The 24,640-nt window shown below is 56.0% G+C and carries 21 protein-coding genes; 4 read left to right on the top strand and 17 right to left on the bottom strand.

The window, feature by feature from the left end:
• Positions 1 to 113: 113 nt before the first annotated feature.
• From panD to M6D89_RS14935, 11 genes are all read right to left on the bottom strand, one after another.
• Complete coding sequence (gene panD / locus M6D89_RS14985) at positions 114 to 494, bottom strand: aspartate 1-decarboxylase (protein WP_253968905.1); 381 nt, start codon at positions 492 to 494, stop codon at positions 114 to 116.
• Between the two features lie 63 nt (positions 495 to 557).
• Positions 558 to 1,409 (bottom strand): pantoate--beta-alanine ligase, encoded by an 852-nt coding sequence (gene panC / locus M6D89_RS14980; RefSeq protein WP_253968904.1) that lies wholly within the window; start codon positions 1,407 to 1,409, stop codon positions 558 to 560.
• A 156-nt stretch (positions 1,410 to 1,565) separates the two neighbouring features.
• Positions 1,566 to 2,108: an MOSC domain-containing protein gene (locus tag M6D89_RS14975; protein WP_253968903.1), complete on the bottom strand. Its 543-nt coding sequence runs from the start codon at positions 2,106 to 2,108 to the stop codon at positions 1,566 to 1,568.
• Positions 2,109 to 2,308: 200 nt separating this feature from the next.
• Positions 2,309 to 4,009 (bottom strand): M64 family metallopeptidase, encoded by a 1,701-nt coding sequence (locus tag M6D89_RS14970; RefSeq protein WP_253968902.1) that lies wholly within the window; start codon positions 4,007 to 4,009, stop codon positions 2,309 to 2,311.
• Between the two features lie 137 nt (positions 4,010 to 4,146).
• Positions 4,147 to 5,550, bottom strand: coding sequence for a replicative DNA helicase (gene dnaB / locus M6D89_RS14965; RefSeq protein WP_253968901.1), 1,404 nt, complete (start codon positions 5,548 to 5,550; stop codon positions 4,147 to 4,149).
• Between the two features lie 141 nt (positions 5,551 to 5,691).
• Positions 5,692 to 6,138, bottom strand: a complete 447-nt coding sequence (gene rplI, locus M6D89_RS14960) for a 50S ribosomal protein L9 (RefSeq protein ID WP_253968900.1) — start codon at positions 6,136 to 6,138, stop codon at positions 5,692 to 5,694.
• A 36-nt stretch (positions 6,139 to 6,174) separates the two neighbouring features.
• Positions 6,175 to 7,023 (bottom strand): hypothetical protein, encoded by an 849-nt coding sequence (locus M6D89_RS14955; protein ID WP_253968899.1) that lies wholly within the window; start codon positions 7,021 to 7,023, stop codon positions 6,175 to 6,177.
• 11 nt (positions 7,024 to 7,034) lie between these two features.
• Positions 7,035 to 7,262, bottom strand: coding sequence for a 30S ribosomal protein S18 (rpsR, locus tag M6D89_RS14950; RefSeq protein ID WP_020209937.1), 228 nt, complete (start codon positions 7,260 to 7,262; stop codon positions 7,035 to 7,037).
• A 3-nt stretch (positions 7,263 to 7,265) separates the two neighbouring features.
• Complete coding sequence (gene rpsF / locus M6D89_RS14945; RefSeq protein WP_253968898.1) at positions 7,266 to 7,715, bottom strand: 30S ribosomal protein S6; 450 nt, start codon at positions 7,713 to 7,715, stop codon at positions 7,266 to 7,268.
• A gap of 406 nt (positions 7,716 to 8,121) precedes the next feature.
• Entirely contained in the window at positions 8,122 to 9,384 is a 1,263-nt protein-coding gene (gene glyA, locus M6D89_RS14940) for a serine hydroxymethyltransferase (protein ID WP_253968897.1), read from the bottom strand.
• 180 nt (positions 9,385 to 9,564) lie between these two features.
• Positions 9,565 to 10,191, bottom strand: a complete 627-nt coding sequence (locus M6D89_RS14935; RefSeq protein ID WP_253968896.1) for a TetR/AcrR family transcriptional regulator — start codon at positions 10,189 to 10,191, stop codon at positions 9,565 to 9,567.
• A gap of 236 nt (positions 10,192 to 10,427) precedes the next feature.
• Here M6D89_RS14935 and M6D89_RS14930 point away from each other — a divergent pair, with 236 nt between their 5' ends.
• Genes M6D89_RS14930 through M6D89_RS14915 form a run of 4 tightly spaced genes read left to right on the top strand, consistent with a single transcriptional unit; the run spans position 10,428 to position 15,395 of the window.
• Positions 10,428 to 10,958, top strand: a complete 531-nt coding sequence (locus M6D89_RS14930) for a peroxiredoxin-like family protein (RefSeq protein ID WP_253968895.1) — start codon at positions 10,428 to 10,430, stop codon at positions 10,956 to 10,958.
• A 37-nt stretch (positions 10,959 to 10,995) separates the two neighbouring features.
• Complete coding sequence (locus M6D89_RS14925) at positions 10,996 to 13,365, top strand: efflux RND transporter permease subunit (RefSeq protein ID WP_253968894.1); 2,370 nt, start codon at positions 10,996 to 10,998, stop codon at positions 13,363 to 13,365.
• A gap of 49 nt (positions 13,366 to 13,414) precedes the next feature.
• Positions 13,415 to 14,155, top strand: coding sequence for an outer membrane lipoprotein-sorting protein (locus M6D89_RS14920; protein WP_253968893.1), 741 nt, complete (start codon positions 13,415 to 13,417; stop codon positions 14,153 to 14,155).
• 19 nt (positions 14,156 to 14,174) lie between these two features.
• Positions 14,175 to 15,395 (top strand): hypothetical protein, encoded by a 1,221-nt coding sequence (locus M6D89_RS14915; RefSeq protein WP_253968892.1) that lies wholly within the window; start codon positions 14,175 to 14,177, stop codon positions 15,393 to 15,395.
• Positions 15,396 to 15,440: 45 nt separating this feature from the next.
• Here the strand turns inward: M6D89_RS14915 and M6D89_RS14910 are convergent, their stop codons facing one another.
• From M6D89_RS14910 to M6D89_RS14885, 6 genes are all read right to left on the bottom strand, one after another.
• Complete coding sequence (locus tag M6D89_RS14910; RefSeq protein WP_253968891.1) at positions 15,441 to 16,421, bottom strand: 2-hydroxyacid dehydrogenase; 981 nt, start codon at positions 16,419 to 16,421, stop codon at positions 15,441 to 15,443.
• A 5-nt stretch (positions 16,422 to 16,426) separates the two neighbouring features.
• Positions 16,427 to 16,930 (bottom strand): magnetosome magnetite crystal formation protein family, encoded by a 504-nt coding sequence (locus M6D89_RS14905; RefSeq protein ID WP_253968890.1) that lies wholly within the window; start codon positions 16,928 to 16,930, stop codon positions 16,427 to 16,429.
• A 21-nt stretch (positions 16,931 to 16,951) separates the two neighbouring features.
• Complete coding sequence (locus tag M6D89_RS14900) at positions 16,952 to 18,574, bottom strand: tetratricopeptide repeat protein (RefSeq protein ID WP_253968889.1); 1,623 nt, start codon at positions 18,572 to 18,574, stop codon at positions 16,952 to 16,954.
• Positions 18,575 to 18,830: 256 nt separating this feature from the next.
• Positions 18,831 to 20,597 carry a DUF1631 family protein gene (locus tag M6D89_RS14895; protein ID WP_253968888.1) on the bottom strand — a complete coding sequence of 589 codons (1,767 nt, stop codon included), beginning with the start codon at positions 20,595 to 20,597 and terminating at the stop codon, positions 18,831 to 18,833.
• Between the two features lie 147 nt (positions 20,598 to 20,744).
• Entirely contained in the window at positions 20,745 to 22,106 is a 1,362-nt protein-coding gene (locus M6D89_RS14890) for a YncE family protein (RefSeq protein WP_253968887.1), read from the bottom strand.
• A gap of 18 nt (positions 22,107 to 22,124) precedes the next feature.
• The gene (locus tag M6D89_RS14885; protein WP_253968886.1) at positions 22,125 to 24,455 is read right to left on the bottom strand and encodes a TonB-dependent receptor domain-containing protein; all 2,331 of its coding nucleotides are present in this window, start codon (positions 24,453 to 24,455) and stop codon (positions 22,125 to 22,127) included.
• Positions 24,456 to 24,640 lie beyond the last annotated feature (185 nt).

The following is a 24,640-nucleotide window of genomic DNA, read 5'->3' as shown; positions in this document are numbered from 1 at the left end:
ATTTTCCTAACAAGCACACCCAAAAAAGGGCGAACCTCACGGTTCGCCCTTTTTTATTTAGCGTCCTGCGTTCCGCTATCCGCGTCCCGCATCTGACATCCGACGTCAGACTTTTACACTAGTTGCATCGGAATGGTATTGGTGGTGCGCTCAACTTTGTTTTTGTCGTCCAGATAGACCAGACGTGGCTTGTAGCCTTCCAGCTGCTGCTCGGTGTACTGGCCGTAGGCGCCGATAATCACCCGATCACCCACCTGTACTTTGCGCGCGGCGGCGCCGTTCATAGAAATGGTGCCAGAGCCGCGTTCGGCCAGAATCACATAGGTGGTAAAGCGTTCGCCGTTGTTGACGTTGTAAATATCTATCTGTTCAAACTCGCGCAGTCCGGCCAGTTCTACCAGATCGGCATCAATGGCGCAGGAGCCGTCGTACCACAGCTCAGCCTGGGTGACGGCGGCCATATGCAGTTTGCCTTTAAGCATGGTAGAGAGCATGGGCTCCTCCTTCAGTATTCATCATTGGCGCCTTGGCACCAGCGCCGGAAGTTTAGCAGGCTGTTAGACCACTTCCAGCGATATATTATCAATCAAACGGGCCCCTTCCGTATACATGGCCCCCAGGACTGTCAGCTCCCTGTCATCGTCTGCCGCCGGTTTTAGCGTGCGACTGTTGCAGATTTCCAGGTAATCCACCTTAAAACCCGCGTTCTCAATTTGCCCGCGCCCCTCGTCTTGCAAGGCCAGAAAATCGCGCCGTCCGGCCTTTATTTGCTCGCCCAGCCAATTCAGCGTGCGGTTTAGCTGGCTTACGCGGGGTCGCTCGTCGTCGGTAATAAAGCCGTTACGCGAGCTTAGCGCCAAACCGTCGTCTTCGCGGTAAATCTCGCCCGCGGTGATTTTCACCGGCATGCACAAATCTTCCGCCATTCGGCGAATAACCGCCAGCTGCTGAAAGTCTTTGACGCCAAAAACCGCTTCATCCGGCTGCACAATATTAAACAGCTTCGTCACCACCGTGGTCACACCTTCAAAATGCCCCGGACGACTGGCGCCACAGAGTACATCGGTCATGGCGGGTACAATGACACGGGTCTGCTCATCCATGCCGTTGGGGTACATTTCGGTCTCTTCAGGACAGAAAAGATAGTCGCAACCAATGGATTCCAGCTTAGCGGTATCGTCGGCCAGAGTGCGCGGGTAGCGGTCCCAGTCTTCGTTAAGACCAAACTGCAAACGGTTAACGAAGATACTGGCCACCACGCAATCGCAGGTAGATTGAGCCTGTTTAACCAGCGCCAAGTGGGCATCGTGCAAGTTACCCATGGTGGGCACAAAGCCTATGCGCTTGCCCGCGCGCCGCGCCTCAGCCAGGGCGTCGCGCAGAGAACGAATATGATGGAAAACCTGCATAATGGCCTCAAACTACCCGTGAATTCCGGGGGGCGGATAATACACTTTCGGGCGGGGGATGTACATTTTTTGGGCGAGGTTGAATGCCTGAGGGCTGACGTTTGGTGCCTGACGCAAAACGCAGACAATAATACGCCAACCACGCCCGCGCGGATGCTAACGAGCAAATAAAGAACCTTGTGATTGGCCCGGCTGACCGGGTTCACGGGGCAGGCGCACTACGCTATTTCCGACACTTAACCGGCCGCCCTGGACGATTCTGGCGCATAAACCACCGTAGCCGTACATGGCCGCGGCGCCGCCCGGCCCCAGGTTCTGGTTCATGCGCGAGCAGGGGTGGCACAGAGCCGCAGGCTCGATAATCACCTCACCAATCTGCACCCGCTGATGGCGCAGTAAATTAAGGTTTAACCCGCTGACCACGAGGTTACGGCGAAGCAGAACAGGGTCAATCTCAGCAAAACCCGTATGCAGGCAAATTTGCTGGATAAATTCACGACTTATCAGCGTCACCTGCCGCCCCGAGCCAGGGGTTTTGCTGCTGCGATGATCGCCCGCAAGCCCCCTATTAGCAATTGCTTCGGCTGACCCCACGACTTGAATCTCACCGCGATGAGCGCTGCGCAGGCCGATCCATTCTAGGCGGCCGGGTTTTAGGTCTTTAGCGAGCTTATCGAGAAGGCGAGCTTGGGAGTTCATTGTAAAAGACCGGGAAACGGGGAACGGTTAATGGGGGACGGCGCTGAACGCTAAACAGTATTTTCGACGCTGCCACTTCGGGGGTCAATCCCCGCAAGGAGGGTGAGCGACGCCCCCTTGGGAGCAGCCGCTATTCGTTCGCGGCACAGCACTCAATGGAAGGTTTGATCAATTGAGTCAGCACTTGTTGCGCAAGCGGTTTATTCAAGCGTCCAGCTGATGGTATCGACCAGGTTCTCAGGCTCGAGCAACCGCACCATAGGGGTTGTACTGATCACCTCTAATTGAACGATGCGGCTGCCATTGGCCTCACAGCACTGAAAACTCAAAGCATTCTCCGCGCTTATCACACCATCAACGCGCCACTGGAAGCGATGCAGGGGCGAGTACGACAATCCCTCCAGTCCGAACACCACGGAAGCCTCGCTTTGAATGGTGCGCTCGGCGGGATAGGCGGCGTTCTCGATGTCCAGATAGGGGTAGATGCCCAAGATCCAGGCTTCGCTATTGACCGGACCCAAAGGGTCGCTGCCACTGCGCATCATGCTGGTGAATGTGGGTCGATACGCCATAGCTGCGCTGGCGTCAGCGCCCAGGAACAAACCCACTCCCTGGTCGCTGGAAGCATTCTCGGTGCCGGGTACATCGTCAAAATTTTCTATCCAGTGAGCCCAGGGGGCGTTTCGCGGCTCGGAATCAAATGTCACATTGGGCGGCGACGCCAGTTGAGGTTTGGACGACAATGCCGAGTGCTCGCTAATCGCCGCGCGAGAGTCGTACTCATCGGCCAAATTCGCATAGAGGTGTCCAAGTTCGTGCCAACCGACCGCTTCAACATCTACCCGGCTGGTCACGGCAACCACCCCCGCTGCGCCACCGCGCTGTTCGGTATTGAGTATCACCATGCTTTGATCGTACTGTGAAAACGCAGTCCGTGCGGTTTGCTCTATGAGCTCGTTATCACCGCACATCCCTTCACAGACATCGCCAATCAGAAACTGACTGATAGAGTCGTCCTCTACCGGCGCAAAAAGCACGTGCAGGTTCCAGTGGCCCAGCGTCTGATTAATGGCGGGCTCGTGAAGCTTGGCCTGCAAGAACTGATCAATGTCCCGATGAAAAAGCGGCAGCTGGTCGGCGGTGTATTGATCTGACAATAACACCAGATCATAGCCCGGTTTATCTGCCGAGCCCATAATGGTGTAGGCGCCGTCCCGCTTGCCGGGCAAAGAGCGGTATAAATGAAGGCGGTCTTCCAGTCGCGTGTTGCCTTCGCGCAGTGAAACCGTCAGCACGAGAGGCTCGCGAAAATCGACGCTCGCCTGATTGTCGAGTTGAATTTGATAACGATAGAGTCCGTCGTCAACGGACATTGGCGTCAGAGACTTGCCGTCGAGATCGGCGTGCACGTCTTTGATCTCCGAATCTGGATCGACGACACGAAACGACAACACCGAGGAGCGCCCCACCGGGGGAAAATTTCCTTCGGTTACCTCGACAACCGGAGCATCATTCACCGGCTCGATTTGAATCGGAATTCGGAAGGTGCGCGAAGTTTGACCTTTAGAGGAAAGCTGAACCTCAAAACTGTCGGCACCCGTCTGGTCTGCCTCGGGCGCATAAACGAACGTACCTGACTCTTCCAGCCATAACCTGCCTTTGCCGGGGAGGCTTGTCGCAGAGACACTAACACTTGAATACTGAGCCCCTTCGACTGCAAACTCAAGCATGCCATTGGCCACGCCATCCTCTACCAGTTCGATCACAGAGGTCTCAAGCTCAAAACCTATTGGAGTCTCGGGTTCGGGAGCGGGAGCGGAATCAGCCGTGTCCGACGAGCCACCGCCGCAGCCAACCAAAACGGCGGCTAGTATCGGGGGAAAAACGGATCGAAAACGCATATCACAACATCCTTTGTCTCGATTTATTAGACCTGCAGTGTATCAATTAGCCGGGGCGTCGAAACCCCATTGATGCTTACAGAAGGGCCGCGCCCTTGAGAGTTGCGTCAGACCTCAGACGTCCGTCGTCAGACTTCTTAATAATCATCCTGCTGCGCAAAATAATCCGCCGCCAAGTTATCAAACCTTGTGTACTTACCCACAAAGGCCGCGCGCACTGTGCCGACTTCACCATTACGCTGTTTACCCACGATGAGTTCGGACACACCCTTATCGGGGCTGTCTTCGTTGTAGTATTCATCGCGGTAAATAAACAGAATAACGTCGGCGTCCTGCTCGATGGCACCGGATTCACGCAAGTCCGAGTTCATGGGGCGCTTGTTGGGGCGCTGCTCCACACTGCGGTTAAGCTGTGAAAGGGCGATGACCGGGCAGTCAAATTCTTTGGCCAGGGCTTTTAGGGCGCGGGAAATTTCCGAGATTTCCTGGGTACGACCTTCGGTGGAACCGGCCACCTGCATCAATTGCAGATAATCCACCATAATCATGCCGGGGTTGCCGTGCTCGCGGGCGATACGCCGGGTACGGGCGCGCATTTCCTGGGGTGTCAGGCCCGGAGTGTCGTCGATGAACAGCGGCTTGTCTTTCATTTTACTCACCGCGGCCGACAGCTTGGGCCAATCCTCTTCAGTGAGCTTACCGTTGCGCATATGGCCCTGGTCGATTCGGCCGATGGAGGACATCATCCGCATCACCAGCGCGGCCGAGGGCATTTCCATACTGAAAACCAGCACCGGACGCGGGGTGCTCTGGCTGAAAATAGCTGATTCGACAAAGTTGAGTGCCAGCGCGGTTTTACCCATAGAAGGACGGGCCGCGAGAATAATCAGCTCGCCCGGTTGCCAGCCCGAGGTTTTGGTGTCCAGATCGGTCAGCCCGGTGGGCACGCCGGTAACGTCGTCGCCGGAGCGGAACAGCTCGTCAATGCGCTCGACGGTCTCTTTCAGCAGCCCGTTCACTTCGCGCAGGCCGCCCTCTTTGGGGCGATCTTCGGCAATCTGCGCAACGCGCTTTTCCGCCAACTGCAACAGATCATCTGAGTCGAGTCCCGCCGGGTTGTAGCTGGATTGGCTGATGTCTTGCGCGGCGGCAATCAGCTGGCGCAGGGTGGAGCGCTCGCGCACGATACGCGCATAGGCGGTAATATTCGCCGCGCCCGGGGTATTGGCGGCCAGCTCGGTCAGGTAACCCAGCCCACCCACGCGCTCTAATTCGCCGTGGCGCTCCAGCGCTTCGGATAAGGTTACGGGGTCTAGCGGCTGGGCGTCTTCCTGCAGCTCGATCATCATTCGCAAGATTTGCTTATGATCGTCGCGGTAAAAATCGACCTCTGAGGCAATTTCCAGCACCGCATCCAAGCGGCTGTTGTCCAACATCAGGCCGCCCAATACGGCCTGCTCGGCCTCTACCGAGCTGGGCAGTGCGCCCTTGGTGGGGGCATCGTTATCGGCGCTGTAATTTGTGAGAGCCTCGGAAGACATGACGGCAGTTTTTATTCCTTAAATTGCGGGCAAAAAAAATCGGACACCCGAACAGTCAAGCTGTCGATAGTGCCCGATTTTTGTCGGTTTGTCAGCCGTGTAAGACTAACGCCCGGTGCTTAGCCCGGGCGGTAGATAGACTTACTCGGGAACAACAGACAGTTTGATCGCCTGGATCACTTCGGCGTGAACCTGAACGTCGATGTCGTATTCGCCAACTTCGCGAATAACGCCTTCCGGCAGACGAACTTCAGATTTCACCACATCAACACCGGCGGCGGTGATGGCTTCGGCGATATCGCGAGTACCGATAGAACCAAACAGCTTACCTTCGTCGCCAGCGTTGGCTTCGATGGTAACGGCCAGATCGGCCAGTTTCTCGGCACGCTTCTCGGCTTCGGCTTTCTTCTCCGCAGCAGCGGCTTCCAGCTCAGCGCGACGCGCTTCAAATTCGGCAATGTTAGACGCCGTTGCCGGTACCGCTTTACCTTGCGGAACCAGGAAGTTGCGGCCAAAGCCTGACTTAACGGTAACTTTGTCGCCAATGGCGCCCAGCTTACCTACTTTCTCGAGCAGAATAACTTCCATCTCGTTAACCCTCTAGTTTCAATTTTGCCTGCGGGATTAAACCTGTTTGGGCTTAATGCGTCCGCGAATATCCAACCACGTGTCGCCAAAGGCGACGATCACTAACAGAATCTTAAACGGCTGCAACAATATCAGCGCCGAGTAAAACAACACCAACCACTGCACGCCCATGCCTTTCTTTGCCACCAGCGAATGCACCAAGGCAATACCAGCGAACAACAAGGGCTGCGCAAACACCAACGCCCAGACCGCCATAGTGGCCGGCTGCAGGTAGCAGTAAAGCGCTGCTCCCAAGCTCACCAACGCTGCCACCGGGCCTAAGCGCAAAGCGCGAAACTCGGCTGCGAAACCGCCCGGGTTGTACAGCAGCGCCTGCCACCAGCGCCCTAACACCAGCCCCAGTGCACCACTTAAGGTGGTCATGGCGGCCAATAAACCCAACACCATGGTGGCATTGGGCTCGGGCAGCGATATGGGCTGCTCGGCCTCGGCGACAATGGCTTTTAAAATCTCACCAATGCCGTCGACAGCGGCGCTGACCAGCTGCGGTAAAGCAGCTCCCAGCAACAGCGCACCCAGGGTATTTAATGCTACCAACCCCATTAAGGTGTGCTGCCATGATGCACTGCGGCGCAATATGCCTGCCGTCAAAAAGATACTGACGGCGCCAATAATGGCCAGTGCGGCGTTGTGTTGCCCCATAGCGACCAGCACTATCGCGGGCAACATTGCCCAGGCTAAAACCATGGCCCCATCGGCCAGGCCCCGCCTAAGCGTTACCAGGGCAACAGTGGCCGGACTCAGTAGAGGAATCCAGTGCCCTAACAGGGCAACCGCTGCAGCCTGAGCGCGGCCACGCATAATAAATTCAGCCAGCGCGCGCACAACTGTTAGTCTTACTCGTGGCTGTCGGTGTACGGCAGCAGTGCCAGGTAGCGTGCACGCTTAACAGCAGTGGACAGCTGACGCTGGTACTTGGCTTTAGTACCCGTGATACGGCTGGGTACGATTTTACCGGTTTCAGTGATGTAGGCTTTCAGTGTTTCCAGATCTTTGTAGTCGATCTGTTTTACACCTTCAGCAGTGAAACGGCAGAACTTGCGGCGACGGAAAAAACGAGCCATGGATTATTCTCCCTCTTTCTCGGTGGTAGTCTGTTCTTCTGCTTTGTCTTCTGATTTCTCTTCAGACTTTTCGGCAGGCTTTTCAGACTCTTCACGACGTGGGGCGCGCGGTTGCTTGCGCTCGCGGCTCTCTTTGTCAGCCTTGGCAATCGGAGACTCTTCGGTAACAGCCTCGTCAGTGCGGATAACCATGTTACGCAGCACGGCATCGTTGTAGCGGAAGTTGGTGGTCAGCTCTTCGAGCGCTTCGTCGCTACACTCAACGTTCATCAGAACATAGTGTGCTTTATGGATTTTGTTGATGGAGTAAGCCAGTTGACGGCGACCCCAATCTTCCAGGCGGTGAACCTGGCCACCACCGTTGGTAACGGTAGCGGTGTAGCGCTCGATCATACCGGGCACTTGTTCGCTTTGGTCCGGGTGGACCATAAATACGATTTCGTAATGACGCATTAATCGCTCCTTACGGATTAAAGTCTTCCAGCCATTGCCGGTAAGACAAGGAGTGGCCGAGCACAGGGCTTAGCCGGTTACTACCCGCACCCAGAGGGTACAGGGGCGCGGTATTCTAGGGAGTTTGGGGGAGGAAAGCAAGGTTAAATTTTGGGCAAAAAAAACTGTCGGACGTCTGGGGTCGGATGTCTGACGCGGAACGCGGAACGCGGAACGCGGAACGCGGAACAAGATGGTAATACTGCCCCTATCCTTGATAAAACGAGTTTCGGCATGATTTTATGGGCGGCCCAAATAAAAAAAGGCGGCTCGATAATAGAGCCACCCTTTGAACGTCCCGCGTTATGCAATCCGCGTTCAGCGCGTCTGACGTCAGACATCCGACCTCAGACGCGCGCAGCGCCCATTAACCATAAACCGGAAACTTCGCGCACACATCCAACACTTTCTGCTTCACGCTGGCGATGGCCTCTTCGGCATTGCCTTTTTCCAGGCCGTCGAGTACGTCGCACATCCAGTGGGCCAGATCGGTACATTCGCTTTCGCCAAAGCCGCGGGTGGTGATGGCCGGGGTGCCTACGCGCAGGCCACTGGTAACAAACGGTGAGCGTGGGTCGTTGGGTACCGCGTTTTTGTTTACGGTGATGTTGGCCTCGCCCAGCGCGGCATCGGCGTCTTTACCCGAGTACTCTTTACCGATCAGGCTTACCAGCATCAGGTGGTTTTCGGTACCGCCGGAGACCACATCCAGGCCGCGCTCCAGAAACACCTTGGCCATCGCCTTAGCATTTTTAACCACCTGCTGTTGGTAGGTTTTGTAATCATCGCTCATGGCTTCTTTAAAGCTGATGGCCTTGGCGGCGATTACGTGCATTAAAGGGCCGCCCTGACCGCCGGGGAATACCGCCGAGTTGAGCTTTTTCTCAATCTCTTCGTTGGCTTTGGCCAGGATGATACCGCCACGGGGCCCACGCAGAGTTTTGTGGGTGGTTGAGGTCACCACGTGAGCGTGGGGGATGGGGCTGGGGTATACGCCCGCTGCCACTAAACCGGCCACATGGGCCATATCAACCAGTAAGTAAGCGCCAACTTTGTCGGCGATTTCGCGGAACTTGGCCCAATCCAACACCTGCGAGTAAGCCGAAAAACCAGCCACGATCATGGTGGGTTTGTGCTCCACGGCCAGGCGCTCTACCTCTTCCATATCCACCAGACCTGTGTCCGGGTTCAAGCCATATTGCACCGCGTTGTAGGTCTTGCCCGAGAAATTAGGCTTGGCACCGTGAGTCAGGTGACCACCGGCGTCCAGGCTCATACCCAAAATGGTGTCGCCCGGCTTACACAGCGCCTGGTATACCGCACCGTTGGCCTGTGAACCCGAGTGCGGCTGGACATTGGCGTAATCGGCGCCAAACAATTCGCAGGCGCGCTCGATGGCCAACTGCTCGCTTTTGTCGACGTACTCGCAGCCACCGTAGTAGCGCTTACCCGGATAACCTTCGGCGTATTTGTTGGTCAGTTTGGTGCCTTGGGCCGCCATTACCAGCGGGCTGGTGTAGTTTTCAGAGGCAATCAGCTCGATGTGCTCTTCCTGACGACGGCTTTCGTTCTCGATAGAGTCCCAGATTTCGGGGTCAAACGAGGCGATTGTTTGGCTTTTATCAAACATGGACAATTCCTACACTAACGGGCAGCGCTGGCACTACCGGATTGTTGAAAGGGGATAGGTTAAAAAAAGAAGGCCGCGATTGTACACCAAACGTTCAGCGATATGCCACGATTTCAACGAGCCAAGATGGCGACAGGCTCCCCGGCAAACGATCACCATCGCCCCCGAAACGACACACTCTTAATCGGGCGAAACCGTAAGGGGCGGAGCCAGTACCATATTAACTCTGAACTCAATATCAGCCCGCATGCTGTCAGCATCTTGCCCGGCGCGGCAACGGAACACATAACCCTGGCGCAGATCCAGCATCAACTGGGCACGCTCAAACGAGGGGAAGCTCTCGGGCAAGGCCCCGCGCGCCTTTTCTAGCTCAAACCTTCTCGCGATACGCGCGTCAGTTTCCGCGATCGCACTGTGCAACCGCTCCTGTGCGCCCTCGACCTCGCCCGCACTGGTGGACACGCACGAACTCAAAAAACAGCCGCGCACACCACTGGAGTTGCCGACGCTATAATCGATGACCGCCAGTAAAAACGAGCGCACAGCCTGAACAATATCCGGCTCGGTCTCAAACGCTACCAGCGGTGCGCAGGCGTCGTTGGATGCGTAGTGGTCGATAGCTTGCAAATACAACTGGTGCTTATCGCCAAACGCCGCATACAGACTGGGGCTATTAATACCCATGGCGGACGTAAGATCTTTAATTGACGCCCCTTCATAGCCCTTAGCCCAAAACACATGCATTGAGGCCAACAAAGCTTCGCCTCTATCGAAAGACAGCGGTCTGCCGGTTTTTTTCTTCGTCATTTGCACCAGTGCCTCTTAGAAGTCCGTAGCCGTTTACATATTAAACGCTATGAAACTCTAGCAGTTTAACACGAAGACTACCCGACCACCCTATCCCCGTTACATCTTTTCCATATCGCGTACCCGTCACCCCAACCAATGTTTTGTATCGATCACAACAAAACCCCTTGACCCACACCTCGGAAATAGACTTTAATAACGATCACTACAAAACACTATCGAGAAATGGAGACGATATGACTTCCACCAAACTGACGCCCGGCGAGACAATCCCCGCCGTTACCACGCCTAAACTCGAAGGCGGAGAGCTGGACCTCTCGCGGCCGCCCGAGGGATATCAGTGGCGACTGATCGTTATCTATCGAGGCAAGCACTGCCCTCTGTGCACCAACCACTTGAAAAAACTGAACCATCAGCTGCCGGAGTTCCGGACGCTGGGTGTGGATGTGGTCGCGGTCTCGGCCGACAGCGCCGTGCAAGCGCGCGAGCAGATGAAGTCGGTGGCGCCGGATTTTGAGGTAGGCTACGGCTTGAGCGTCGCCCAAATGAGACGGCTCGGGCTCTATATTTCCACCCCACTGGCCAATACCGAAACAGATCACCCCTTTGCCGAGCCCGCCCTGTTTGCCATTAACCGCAAAGGCGAACTCTTTGTGGTTGATATTGCCAACGTGCCTTTTTCTCGCCCAGAGCCCGCCTCCATCCTGATGGGGCTTAAATTCATCCTCAATCCCGACAATCACTACCCCATTCGCGGAACCCATTAAGCACCGGGAAGCGACGTAAAGACAGGGAGACAACACCATGCACACGTACAATAACGGCCATCACTGGGCCGCACGTTATGCCGATTGGGTAATCCGCTGGCGCTGGTGGGTGCTACTGGCATCCATCGCGCTGGCAATACTGGCCGCATCGGGCGGGCGGTTTGTGCAAATGAACAACGACTACCGGGTTTTCTTTAGCGAAGATAACCCCCAGCGCCAAGCGTTTGAGCAGCTCCAGCGCACCTACACCAAAGTGGACAATATTCTGTTCGCCGTGGTGCCCCGCGAGGGCGAGGGCTTTTCCGCCAATACGCTTGCAGCGGTTGAGCAGCTTACAGAACAGGCTTGGCAGCTGCCCTATTCTCTGCGCGTCGACTCGGTGACCAACTTTCAACACACCCGCGCCGATGGCGACAGCCTGGTGGTCCAGGATTTGGTGGAAAACGCCATCGACATGACACCCACCGAGCGCAATGCGGCCAAGGCTATCGCCCTGAATGAGCCCGCCCTTGCAGGCAAGCTGGTTAACACCGATGGCTCCATCGTCGGTGTCAATGTCACCTTCCAGCTGCCCGACAAATCCATGAATGCCGGCCCCGAAGCCGTCGCCGCCGCTCGGGCATTAATGAAAAACATTGAGAACGAATACGGCGTGCAAGTGCGGGCTACGGGCACGGTGATGTTGTTTAACGCCTTTTTCGAGGCCTCCATGAACGACATGAGCAGCCTAATCCCGATGATGTATGGCGTCATCTTACTTATTACCGTTTTACTGTTGCGCTCGGTCACCGCCACACTCGCCACGACAGCGGTTATTGTTTTTTCCATACTCTCAGCCATGGGGGCCGCGGGTCATATTGGTATTCAATTAACGCCCCCCTCGTCAGCGGCGCCCACGATCATTATGACCCTGGCCGTGGCCGACTCCATCCACATTCTGATCACCTTGCTCGCCGGCATGCGGCGAGGGCTGGGTAAATTGGAAGCGCTGCGCGAGAGTATCCGCGTCAATCTTGGGCCGGTATTTCTCACATCGGCCACCACGGCGGTGGGCTTCTTGTCGATGAACTTCAGCGATGCACAACCCTTTCGGGATCTGGGAAACATTACCGCCATTGGCGTGATGGCCGCGTTTGTCTACTCAACGGCTCTGCTACCCGCGCTCATTGCTCTCTTGCCGCTAAGAGCGCGCCAATCCCAAAGCGCAACCGTCGGCGATCGCACTATCGACCGCCTCGCGAATGTCGTCGTGCACCACCCCAAGGGGGTTTTAATGGCTGTAACACTGGTGTCGGCGAGCTTATTAGCGCTGATTCCGCTTAATGAGTTAGACGATAACTTTGTCACCTACTTTGATGAGTCCACATCCTTTCGCCAGGACACTGACTTTATCAATGAGCATTTCTCCGGCATTTATCAGGTGCAGTACTCGCTCAATTCAAACATCGAAAACGGCGTCAGCCATCCGCTGTTTCTGCGCAAGGTTCACGACTTTACCCAATGGTTGCGCCAACAACCGGAGGTGCGTCACGTCAACTCCATCAGCGATACCTTTCAGCGCCTTAATAAAAATTTGCATGCCGACAACCCAAACTTTTATCGCCTGCCAAACGACGCTGAGCTGGCGGCTCAGTACCTGCTGCTGTACGAGTTATCCTTGCCCTACGGGCTGGATTTAAACAACCGGCTCAATGTCAAAAAGTCTTCGACCCAGCTTGTGGTGACCCTCAAAGATATGCCCTCGGCGCAATTGCGCCAATTCGCCGAGCGGGGGACTCGATGGCTGCAACAAAAAACGGGGCTGCAAGCTCACGGCGTGGGCCCGGCCATCATGTTCGCCTATATTGCCGAACGCAATATTAAGAACATGCTGATAGGCACCTTGGTGGCCGTATTCATTATCGCGGCACTCATCATGCTCGCGCTGCGAAGTTTACGACTGGGAATCATAAGCCTACTGCCAACTTTGCTACCCGCAGGTCTGGCCTTTGGGGTTTGGGGCGGTCTGGTGGGCGAGATTAACGTCGCCATTTCCATGGTGGCGGGTATGGCGCTGGGGATTGTGGTGGATGACACCGTGCACTTTCTCAGCAAGTATCAACGCGCCCGTGTGGAGCTGGGCCTCGACAATAACGCGGCCATTCGCTACGCCTTTAACTCTGTGGGCGCCGCTATTGTAGTGACATCGATTATTTTGGTGGCCGGATTTACCGTGCTGGCCCAATCCTCCTTCGGCATGAATGCCAAGATGGCCGTATTGACCGCCATCACTATCGCCTTTGCGCTCGTAGCCGTTTTCACTCTTTTACCCGCCCTGTTAAGCCTCTGCAAAGAACGCCAACCCAGCCATTTAACCCTTTCAACTACTGATAGCGAGGGCACCGACTATGTACGCAACTCCGTTTAGACGCTTAATGCTATGTTTCACTATCTTCATAACCCCGTCGACGAATCTATTGGCCGACACTCCGAGCGACGCCTCTCAGAAAAGGGGCCTTAACATTGCTCGCGAGGCCGACCGCAGAGATGCCGGCTTTGGCGATACCAGCAGCCAAATGGCGATGGTGCTGCGCAACCGACACGGCGAACAAACCGAAAGGCGCATGCGCAGCAAAACGCTGGAGCAGCAAAACGACGGAGACAAAACTCTGATTGTTTTTGACAACCCTCGCGATGTGAAGGGCACTGCGTTTTTGTCATTCACCCACAAAACAGGGCCCGATGATCAGTGGCTGTACCTGCCCGCGCTAAAGCGCGTAAAGCGAATTTCATCGAGCAACAAATCTGGCCCTTTTATGGGCAGCGAGTTTGCCTTTGAAGATTTATCGTCACAGGAAATCGAAAAATACACCTACCGCTACCTTCGAGATGAGCACTTTGACGCACGCGATCATTTTGTTATTGAACGCATTCCGGTTGATCCCAAGTCCGGCTATTCGCGACAGGAGGTTTGGCTTGATAAGAGCGAGTACCGCGTCTGGAAAATTGATTTTTATGACCGCAAGGGCGAGCATTTAAAAACTCTGACCGCGTCCAATTATCGCCAGCATCTCGACCAGTACTGGCGCGCCGAAACCTTCGAAATGGTTAACCACCAAACCGGCAAAAGTACCGAGCTAACCTTTACCCAATGGCAGTTTCAAAATGGCTTTTCGGATCGGGACTTCAATAAAAACAGTCTTAAACGGGCCAGGTAGCGCCCGCTGTTTTAACGATATGTTTTATGTTTCTTTAAAGGCGCAACTGAGAGCTGCAGTTCCGGCGCTGCTACTATGGACCCTACTCGCGGCGCAGGTATCGGCTGAGACCAGTGAGCTTAGCGGCTCGGTGGATTTACAGTCGCGCTGGTTTACGCAGAGCAACCTCTACGCCGAGCAAGCCGACAACGCCTATTCCGTCGCCGCACAACTCGATTACTACCGCGATTGGGATAATTATCGCCAGCGCCTGGTGATCTCGGCTTTTGCCCGAATCGACAGCGCCGACGCCGAGCGATCTCACGCCGACTTGTCGGAGCTTTATTGGTGGCGCGAGCTGGACGACAAAGAACTCTATGCCGGGATTCGTCAGGTCTTTTGGGGCGTAACCGAAACGGTTCACCTGGTGGACATCATCAATCAAACCGACTGGGTAGAAGACATTGATGGCGAGGAAAAACTCGGCCAACCGATGTTCAGTTTGTTATCAGAACAAGCGTGGGGCACGGTGGAAATTTTCGCCTTGCTGGGATTTCGCGAGCGAAGCTTTCCCGGCCCCGAGGGGCGCTTGCGAGACGCACGCGTGGTGGACCACGACAAAGCCAGCTACCAATCCAGTTCAGGGAAAAAGCGCATCGATCTGGCGTTGCGCTGGAGCCGGGTGTTAGGCAGCTGGGATATCGGGCTGTCGCACTTTTCCGGCACATCGCGCAAACCCATTTTAAAACCCGTGCCCGGAAACCGCGCGCCGGTACTGGCGCCCTACTACCCCCTGATCGAGCAAAGCGGACTGGATTTACAAAAAACCCACGGCGCCTGGTTATGGAAACTGGAGGCGATCAGCGTCAAGCAACGGGGAGACGGACGTAACACCGCCGTGGTGGGTGGCTTTGAATACAGCATTTTTGGTATCGCCGACTCGGCTGCGGATGTGGGCCTGCTGCTGGAATACCAGTTTGATGATCGCCGCGGCCGCCGTGCCACCTCCTATCAGAACGATCTGGCGGTGGGCGCGCGCTGGCGACTCAACGATTTTCAAAGCACCGAAGTGCTGGCCTCGGCCAGTGTAGATCTGGATTGGGGAACTCGGTTTCTATCCGTCGAGGCGAGCCGCAGGCTGAGCAATTACTGGTCTCTAGAGGCAGAAATAAGAGTATTCGACCATGTCCCAGCCACCGACCCGTTATACACAATCAGGAACGACGATTATGTACAGCTTGAGTTGCGACGATATTTTTGAATAATTTATCTGACAGCGAATATCGCGCCCCGAAAAATTGTCGAGTCAGGCCACAAACGTCGGGCCACTGCGCTCGCCACGGGCAAACGCATCCAGGTTCTCGCCCGTCACCCGGGCAATCTGGCCCAGCGCTTCGCGGGTAAAAAAGCCCTGGTGGCCGGTAACCAGCACGTTGGGAAAGGTGAGCAGACGGGCGAATACATCGTCCTGAATAATACTGTCGGACTTGTCGTCAAAAAACAGGCTGGCCTCCTCTTCGTAGACATCCAACCCCAGATAACCGACACACCCCGACTTGAGCCCGGCAATCACGGCACGGGTGTCAATCAAGCCACCGCGGCTGGTGTTAATAATCATAACCCCGGGTTTCATCTGGCGGATGCTGTCGGCGTTGATCAGATGGTAGGTGGAGTCGAGCAGCGGACAGTGCAACGAAATGATATCCGCCTGGCGCCAGAGCTCTTGCTGGGACACATAGTCGGCCATGGCTGCCATGGTGTCGTTGGGGTATGGATCCGTGACCAACAACCGGCACCCAAAGCCCTGCATAATGCGCGCAAAGGCCTGGCCGATTTTGCCGCTGCCGACAATACCCACGGTTTTGCCATGTAGATCGAACCCCAGCAAGCCGTCCAGCGAGTAATCTTGCTCGCGCACGCGGTTGTGGGCCCGGCGCAGATGGCGGTTTAAATCTAAGATGAGCGCGGCGGCGTGTTCGGCCACCGCGTAGGGCGAGTACTCGGGCACGCGGCATACCGATAACCCCAAGCGCTCTGCAACAGGCATGTCGACATTGTTGTACCCGGCGCAGCGCATGGCCACCAACTTTACCCCACCCTGGGCCAGCTGGGTTAACACCGCCTCGTTTAACTCATCGTTAACAAAACAGCACACGGCGTCAAACCCCTGGGCCAAAGGAGCAGTTTGAGCGTTTAAGTGTGCTTCGATGTATGTCAGCGCATGACCGGCAATCGATTCCAAATTTTGCCGGTCATAGCGCTTGGTGTTAAACACCGCGACTTTCATGGGGCCTAGTCCTTTTTCTCTAACGCCTCAGCTTTTTCGACGGCGCCCGGATCGACGGTAAAAAACGGAATACTCATAGGGTAGTTTTGAATCGTGCCGTCTTTGGCCCGAATGGCGCCCATAATAATAAACACGATAGAGACAATGCCCAGGGCAATGACCAGGAAAATACCAATGATAAAGATCGCCAACACAATGCAGATCACAAAGTAGATAAATGAACTGATCACCCAGTTAAACACCACCTTGCCCTGCTCGTTAATATAGGCATCGTCTTTTTTGACCACCCACATAATCAGTGGCACCACCAGCCCGCACATGGGAATGACAAAGCCACACAATTGCGCCAGATGCATTAACATGCTGTAGCTGCGATTATCGACATCGCCCACTACATCCGAGGCACTGGCACTGCCCAGGGCTTTGGCTTTAGCGCGCTGATACTCCTCATCGGAAATCATGCCTTTTTCTTTCAGCTCGTTGAGCTTTTCAATTTTATCCAGATCCATCGTCAACTCCTTTTTCACTCATTAAACCGATTGTGAACTCAATAGGTTAAGGTATTTTTTCACTCGCTCAGCCAGTCCATCATAGTGCTTACCCAGCAGTTTTTTAAGCTCTTCTTCGGTGACATAGCCGATGCTTTGGCGATGTTCGACCTTTATCTGGCGCAGGCGCTCTTGTTCGGCGAACAGCGCCTCAGTATCACTAAGCGCCTGCAGCTGACAACCGGCCAGGCGGGTATTATGAACCCGCAGCACTTCGGCCAAACCAGCCTTGGGTTCCATCGCCAATAGATCCACCCCTTTGATGGGGGCGCTAAAGACGTTGACCTGGGCTGTGTTGTTGGTAATGATGTAGTCACCCTCTTCGGTAACACTTTCGAACTCGACGACCTCCGAGCTTTTATACTGGCCCAGCAAGCACTGGATAAGCCACAGCCACCAGGCTGGACGCAAAGGTGTCAGGCGATAACAGGCAGCGGCCACGGTGTGATCTTCACAAACGAATATACTCACCAATACCGCCCGCCCCATTTGCTGGCGCAGCCCGCGAGGTTCAAAATCTCCCAGCGAGTGAAAACCTAGATCCGCCAACTGTGCGCCCACTCGGGCGTTGTACTTACGAGCTGGTGGGGGAAACTCTGCAGGATCAACCGCCGTGTAATCGGCCGGGGCTTCGGTGGCATTAGCGACAATCTCCTGGGCGACATTAAAAGCCATCTGTTCCTGGGGATCGTCACCCACTTCTTCTAGCAGGGCGAGTATATCGCCGCCCTGAGCGTGCTGATTGGCCACCGCGCGCACCATATTATTGGCCATGTGATCCTCCAGGCTCACGCCCCTGGCATCGACCTGGGTCAAGGATTCACGCATGTTTTGCGCCAGGCGCTCGCGCTCGTTGCGGCCGTTGTTCAAGCAGCCGTCGCGCTCTTGCTGCAGGTGCTCGCGCAGATCGGTTTCGGACTCGGGCAAGCGCGCCAGGGCCGCGTCAAAATCGGCGATGGCATCGTCATAGTTCTGCAGCTTTTTGTGAACATCGGCGCGCTTAAAATAGTGATTCCAATCGCCGTCGCGCTCGATAATACGGGTTAAATCGTTTAGTGCCGCCTGTAGCGGCACCACGGCAAACACCATTCCCAGACCGCCTTTGACCTGTGCCTCGTCATCGTCGGCCCCGTAAGCCAGGCCAATTAAAGCTTCGGCGCGATGGCGCAACAGCGCTACTTCGGACTCTGGGTGTGCGGCAATGGCGGCATCAAACTGTTGCTGCAGCGCCTCGCGGTCTTCACAATCGGCATAAAAATCGGCCCGCTGCAGCATTAAGTCGAAGTGATTGGGTAGCACCACCTGGGCTTTGTCCAACGCCTTATGAGCCGAAGCCTGATCGTCTTCATCCCAGTAGCTGTCGGCCAGCGCGCCCCACAATCGGGCCTGGCGCGGATCGCGTTTTAAACTGTACAACAGCAGCGAGCGGGCCTTGGTGCCCTGATCCAGCGCCACTAGCGCTTCTACCGTTGCCAATATGATATCGGTATTATGAGGCTGCGCTTGGTATAACGGGGCCAACCGTTTTAACGCCGCTTTGTACTTACCCTGCTCCAGACAGTCCTGGGCTTGTTGGTATTGTTCTTCTACGCCAGAGGCACCCATTGTTCGCTCCTTTTTTCCGTCACCCCCAAGGGTGGGCAGGTGCGGCAACCACTCAAGCGGCGCCCTAACCTACTGCCACACAGAATAGCTTTTATACCACGAGGAAGGGGCTTGCGGACACCGTTTTAGGGGCTAGCAGGCTGGCCCCTACTCGTCGTTGCCACTTCTCGATGGGTGGGCGCACACCTTCAAAGCGGCGCCTAGATTACGAACCAGCCTGAAAGGCTGAGCACGTAAGGGGTTTTTCAACAGTGCGCTAGGGGGCGGCGATCTCGCCGCGGCGCTGACCGAAGACTATTTGTTCCAGGCGGCTATCAAAGCCCGGCTCGGCCTCGAAGAACTCGATGCACTCATCCAGCAACAGCTGCGCCAATGCTTCGCGACGCCACTCGCCGACCTTGCGCTGGTATTTATCAAAGAACAGGTATTTTTGCGTAGAGGGCATTATCATGCCCAGGGAGCAGCGCTCACGACCGCCGTCCGGGCGGAGAATTTCAGCCCAAGCTCCTTCGCGCAACGTGTCTACGCGCTCCAGGGCCGCCTGCAAGCGCTGTTGCTGCAGGGCGTGCTGGGCCTCTTGCTCGGCTTTTTCCCGCGCCAGCTTTAACGCCTGCAAACGCGCCATTTCCTCTGCCATGGCTTTCTGACGCGCCGCCTTGTCGGCCTGCCTGCGGGCGGCCATGGTGCGCTCGCGCTCGGCTTTTATCCTCCGCTGGCTCTCGCGCTCGCGCGCCTCTAGTGCCAGTCGCAACTGCCTCTGGGCACTTTGCTCGGCATAGCAATATTGCAGACGCGCAACCGCTTGATTTAAAGCCGTACTGTAAATCTTAATATCGGCCACGGGCGCGGCGTGGCCGAGATCGCGGGCATCCAAGTATTTCCCTACCGACTGTTGACACACCTTGTGACCTTGACGGTTAATAAAAATCAGCTCGTCACTGACCGGCGACTGCAACAAATACTGACAACGCAGCTCACCTTGCTGCGACGAACTAAAAATCACCCAGTCACCACAACGCAGTTGATGGGCCTGGTCATCGCGGCGGTGGGAGCGCAAACGTGCGACACCTTTCGGGCGAGACATGGGCGGCGCGATATGAGCGTCGACTAAACCACCGTCCAACAAGTTTTCAATAGCACTAATGGCGTCGTTAATAAATTCGTGATACCCCAAATTGTCGCAGCCAGGGGGCGGTTTGGTCGCGCTTAACCGCGCCTCCAAAGCCTGTGCGCTGCGCCGCAAAAGCGCCAGTTGCTCGGAGGTTTTATTGGGCGCAAACACCGCACACAAGGACTGCAATAGTTCACCCCACTGCTGCCACTCGCGGTGCTGATCGTTAATCAGGTAATAGGCCAAGGCCGGCCCCATCTGTTCGCGCACATAGCGCAAAACCGGGTCGGGCAACCGGCTGCCAGCAACCCACTGGCTGACACTCTCATCCACTTGGCGCTGCGCTTGCTGGACTTTTTGCTGCCCCAGTTCAGAATCGCGAATACGCCCCGCCAACTGTGCGGCTCGCTCCAAATCGCGATCGCAGCGGCGATTAAAATCTTGAACCGCAACCAGGGCAACTGGCGGCGCTTGCACGGCCAGACTATCCAACAACTGCTCGGTGCGAGCTAAAAACTTTTCGCCCGCCCTACCCAAATGGGGGTACCAAGTTTGCCAGTGAAAGAGAAGACGATCCAACGCCTCGCACCAGTTGGGTTCAGACCAAAGCGCTGAGCCCTGTTCGCGGGCAATAAAAGCCAGCAGCCAGTGCTGCAGCTTATCGACCCGGGGAATCAGTGCCGGATCTAACGACAGGTTATCGCGCAGGCTGCGGACCAACCAAAGGGCAACCACCCAAGCTGGATCAATGCCCGGATGAAGCGCATTAAAGTCCTCGAAAGACAGGCGCTGGGCCTGCAACAACGGGGCGACGGCGTCGTCTGGCAAGATGGCTGAGGCGCCCTGCCACTGACGTAAATCATCCAGCGCTTGCGCCAGATCGCGCTGTTTGCTCTTGCGGTCTACTACCACGTCGGTCTAAGTCCATGCGATGAAACTGAAAGGGTCCCTGGGGCCAAGCAAAAATGGCGCCTAATCCTCTTTTATCATAAAACACAAAAGAGGATTGGCGCCATCGAATTACAACCACATCAAACGGCGGCTTTTAACCGCCCAAGCTTAGTGAGCGTGACCCTCCCCTTCTTCATGATCATGCTCTTGTTCGTGATCGTGATCTTCGCCCTCTTCATGCTCCTCGGCATAGCCTACCCACGCGGCGGTCAAAGGCGTAAAGTCCAACTCCCACTTGGTGCTGACCTCCATCACCTCCAGATCCACCAGCGCAACGCTTTGCGCGCCCGGGTTAACGATGTAGGCCGTGTGCCCCTGGGGCTCGACCACCAGCTTTAAGCGCTGGTCTTCGCCCAGCACACTGGCGTCTACGGCTTCGACTTCACCGTGAACACTCCAGTCGTGGCTGTCGAACACCACCAGCGATCCGTTATCCAGCAAGGTAACAAACAGCTCGCCACTATCGGCAAATTCACCACTGACTACCGAAGCGCCGGCGCTGTTTTCCCAGCTGAGCGTCTCGAGTGTATCGGCGTCGGGCTCAACCAAAACGATCGTGCCGCCGGTCCAGCCCACCGCATCGTGAATGTGGTCGTGCCCACGCAGTGTGCCGATACGGGCGTCCTCGGGTAGAGCATCGCCGTTGGCCACTTTGCTGGCCGCAAAGTCTGCGCTCTCGTCAATCACGAGTACCCCATCGCCGCAGGCAAAGAAGATGTGATTTTCGTTTTGCGCGCTGCCGTGCAGTACCGGACAAGTCTCGGCAAAAACTTTTTCTTGCTCATATTCAGTGTCGTGCAGGTGGTACAACGCCACTTGCTCGGGCAGGGTACTCGCGCTGTCTGCATCCCGAATGGTTGCCAGCAAGTGCTCACCGCGTACCTGCGCGGCGCCGTGCATATGAGTAGACAAGGTCAAGGTAGCAGCCATGCCGTTGTCTGCCACAGCGTGGGCGTCAAAGCTGGCAACGCCCGCCGGGTCACCGGTTTCGCTGTTGCCATCGTAAAAAACGGCCACTTGCTCGTCGTTGAACGTGTAATGGGTGGGCTTAACCCCATCCAGGAAAAAATCCTGAATAGCTGGCGCTTCGGCATAGGGGTGATCGTGATCACCGTGGTCTTCCGTCCACACACCACCATCGACAAAGCTTACCCAGTTGTCATCGCGATGAACAAAAGCCGCATAGCGGTTGCCGGGCACAGAATAGGCGTAACCAATCGGGGCCGGTAGCGTTAAGCTTGCCACCTCGTCACCGTCGGTGGTGTCGAAAACATGGGCAAGTTCGGTACCTGCCTCGACCACCAGCAGACGCGACTGGCTAAGCTCGTCGTGGTCGTGATCATGATCCTCGTCGTGATCCGGCTCGGCCACATCTTCGGCGTAAATATTGGTTTCGCTGTCGCCGCAGGCGCTCAGCATTAACGCCAGAATAACGGCTGACAAAGGCTTCATTTTGTTTTGTAACGACATCTGTAAACTCCACATTCTTTAAAAACTAGCGCGAATACCGGCGGAGACCGAACGGCCTGCACGCGGTGCAATATCTTTAATAAACGAGCTGTGAACCCGGGCTGTTTCATCCAGCAGGTTGTCGCCGCGAACGAACACCTTGGCATCGCTGCCAATTGGTAGCTGGTAGCTCACCTCGGCGGTCACCCAGGTGTACTCATCGGTGGCGGTTTCAAACTCGGCGGTTTTATCGGCCTCAAAGTAATGGGTCGCTCCGGCATCCAGGCGCCAGGGGCCCACTTCATATTCGGCCTGTGCACCTACACGCATAGGGGGAATGCGAGGTAAGTTACCCCCGTCGCGTATCGAGGCGCGGATATAGTCGGTGGTAAAACGCAGCATTAACGGATCGGTCACCTGCCAGTGCAGCTCGCCTTCAAAACCGTATAAATCCACATCCGCCGCGGTAAATTGATACACCGGCAGCATTTCCTCATCGCCGTGATCGTGCTCGTCCTCGTGGGTGTCTTCGGCGTGCTCGTGCTCATGGTCGTGGTCGTGACCGGATTCGGCCTCCAGCCCCGTCGCGCGTGCGTAGTAGAAATCGTCTACACGGTTATAAAACGCGCCCACTACAAAACCGACATCGTCCGAAAATTTACGCAGCGATATATCGATATTGTTGGCGGTTTCCATCTCTAACGGCTCGTGGGAGAAGTTCACCACCCAGTCGCCGTGATCGTTGGCAAGGACATCGAAAAGCGCGCCCACCTCATAACTGCCTGCACCAATGTGCGGCCCCAGTGACAAGGTTTCGGTGGCACTGGGCGCGCGCAATGAGTGGGACACCGATAGGCCTATGTTGTAGCCCTCGGTAAAATCCCACACAGTGCCCGCAGAAAAACTATAAGGGGTAAAGGACTCCTCCACTCGATACAACCCGCGCTCGCCTTCGCCGTCCAAGCGCACACCGGTCGCGTCAATGTCTACTTGCTCGACACGGGCACCCAACTGCACCAGCCAGTCGCCGTAGTGTTTTTCTTCCATTAATGCAACCGCAAACGAGTCAGTCACCGAGGGAGGCGTAAAAGCTTCTTCGCCCTGGGCTTCGGTGTCTTCACGCTTGACGTGAAAACTGACCGCGCCGCGCCACTCATTCAACGGCTGATGAAAAAGCTCAACACGCGCTTCGTGCAGTTCGTTAGCGAAGGTGGTGCCAATGGCGTCCCCCTCAAGCTCGCGGTGCTCGTAATCGGTATAGCCGTAGCGAAAGCGTACTTCCGAGAGAAGATCGTGATCCAGACTGTACTCACCCACCAACTGCAAACGGTCCTGCTCTAGCTCGGCCTGTACCGCAACGCCATCGTGGCTGTGCCCCGGAATGCCATAAGTGCGCTCTAAACGCCCTACGCTGAGACCGGTAAAACCATTGTCACCAATGTAGCTGCCGCCCAAGGTGGCGCCCTGACTTTCGTAAGCAGAGTTTTCTAAAATTCCGTAGGTCGCATCGGCATCGGGATCAACCTCGGCGTAACCTGGAATTTCCAGATCGTCCGCATCGCGCCAAAAGGCATCTACGTGCAGTGCCACACTGTCACTGACACCCACATTGGCGCTGCCCTCGACCACCGGCTCGTCGCTGGCGCTGTTGTACTCCAACTGCACCTGGCCGAATGTGTCGGTATCTTGGGGAATGCGATCATCAACCACATTCACTACCCCGCCGATAGCGCCATTGCCATAAAACAAGGTGGCCGGGCCGCGCAGAACCTCGACCTGACGCGCAGTAGTCGCCTCGGCGGTAACCGCGTGATCGGGGCCCGAGCGCGAGACATCACCCACATCCAGGCCGTTTTGCGCCACCAGCACCCGCGGGCCAGACAAACCGCGAATAATCGGCGTGCCCGCAACAGGGCCGTAGTAACTGGAGTGCACCCCGACCTGTTCATTCAGGGTATCGCCCAAGGTCCCGGACTGCGCATCGCGCAAGGAGTCACCACTCAGGACGGTCACCGGCGTGGCCGACTCCAGCTGCGACACGTGCCAAGGCAAACCGGTCACATCGACCACTTCCATCACCGTGCCATCCAGGGTGATTTCCAGGTCGGAGCGACTGCCGTGAACGTGAACATTCTTGTGCATATAGCGCGGCGCGCGGACATGCAGCTCGAGATCATCACTGGACAGGTCTTCGAGCGAAAACTCGCCCTGGCTGTTAGTCATCACGCTATCGCGCGCGCCCACAACCTGCACAGTGGCGTCACTAACAGGCTGCCCCTTACTGTCGAGGACAACCCCTTGAATAGTAGCGGCGCTGGCCAACCCCGGCAGCACCATACAGCCCAGATACAACAAAGACCGTTTCAACACATAACCCCCTGATGGCGGAAGAAAAAATGAAAAGCGACCCGAACGGGTTCCGCGAAAGACGCATATGTTATAACATAACAAACACGTATTGCAACAATATAACATTTCGGACGCTGGACGCTGGACGCTGGACGCTGGACGCTGGACGCTGGACGCTGGACGCTGGACGCTGGACGCTGGACGCT

Origin of the sequence: Gilvimarinus xylanilyticus (assembly GCF_024195295.1) — a bacterium.
GTDB lineage: Bacteria > Pseudomonadota > Gammaproteobacteria > Pseudomonadales > Cellvibrionaceae > Gilvimarinus > Gilvimarinus xylanilyticus.
This window is presented reverse-complemented; position numbering and strand designations above follow the sequence as displayed.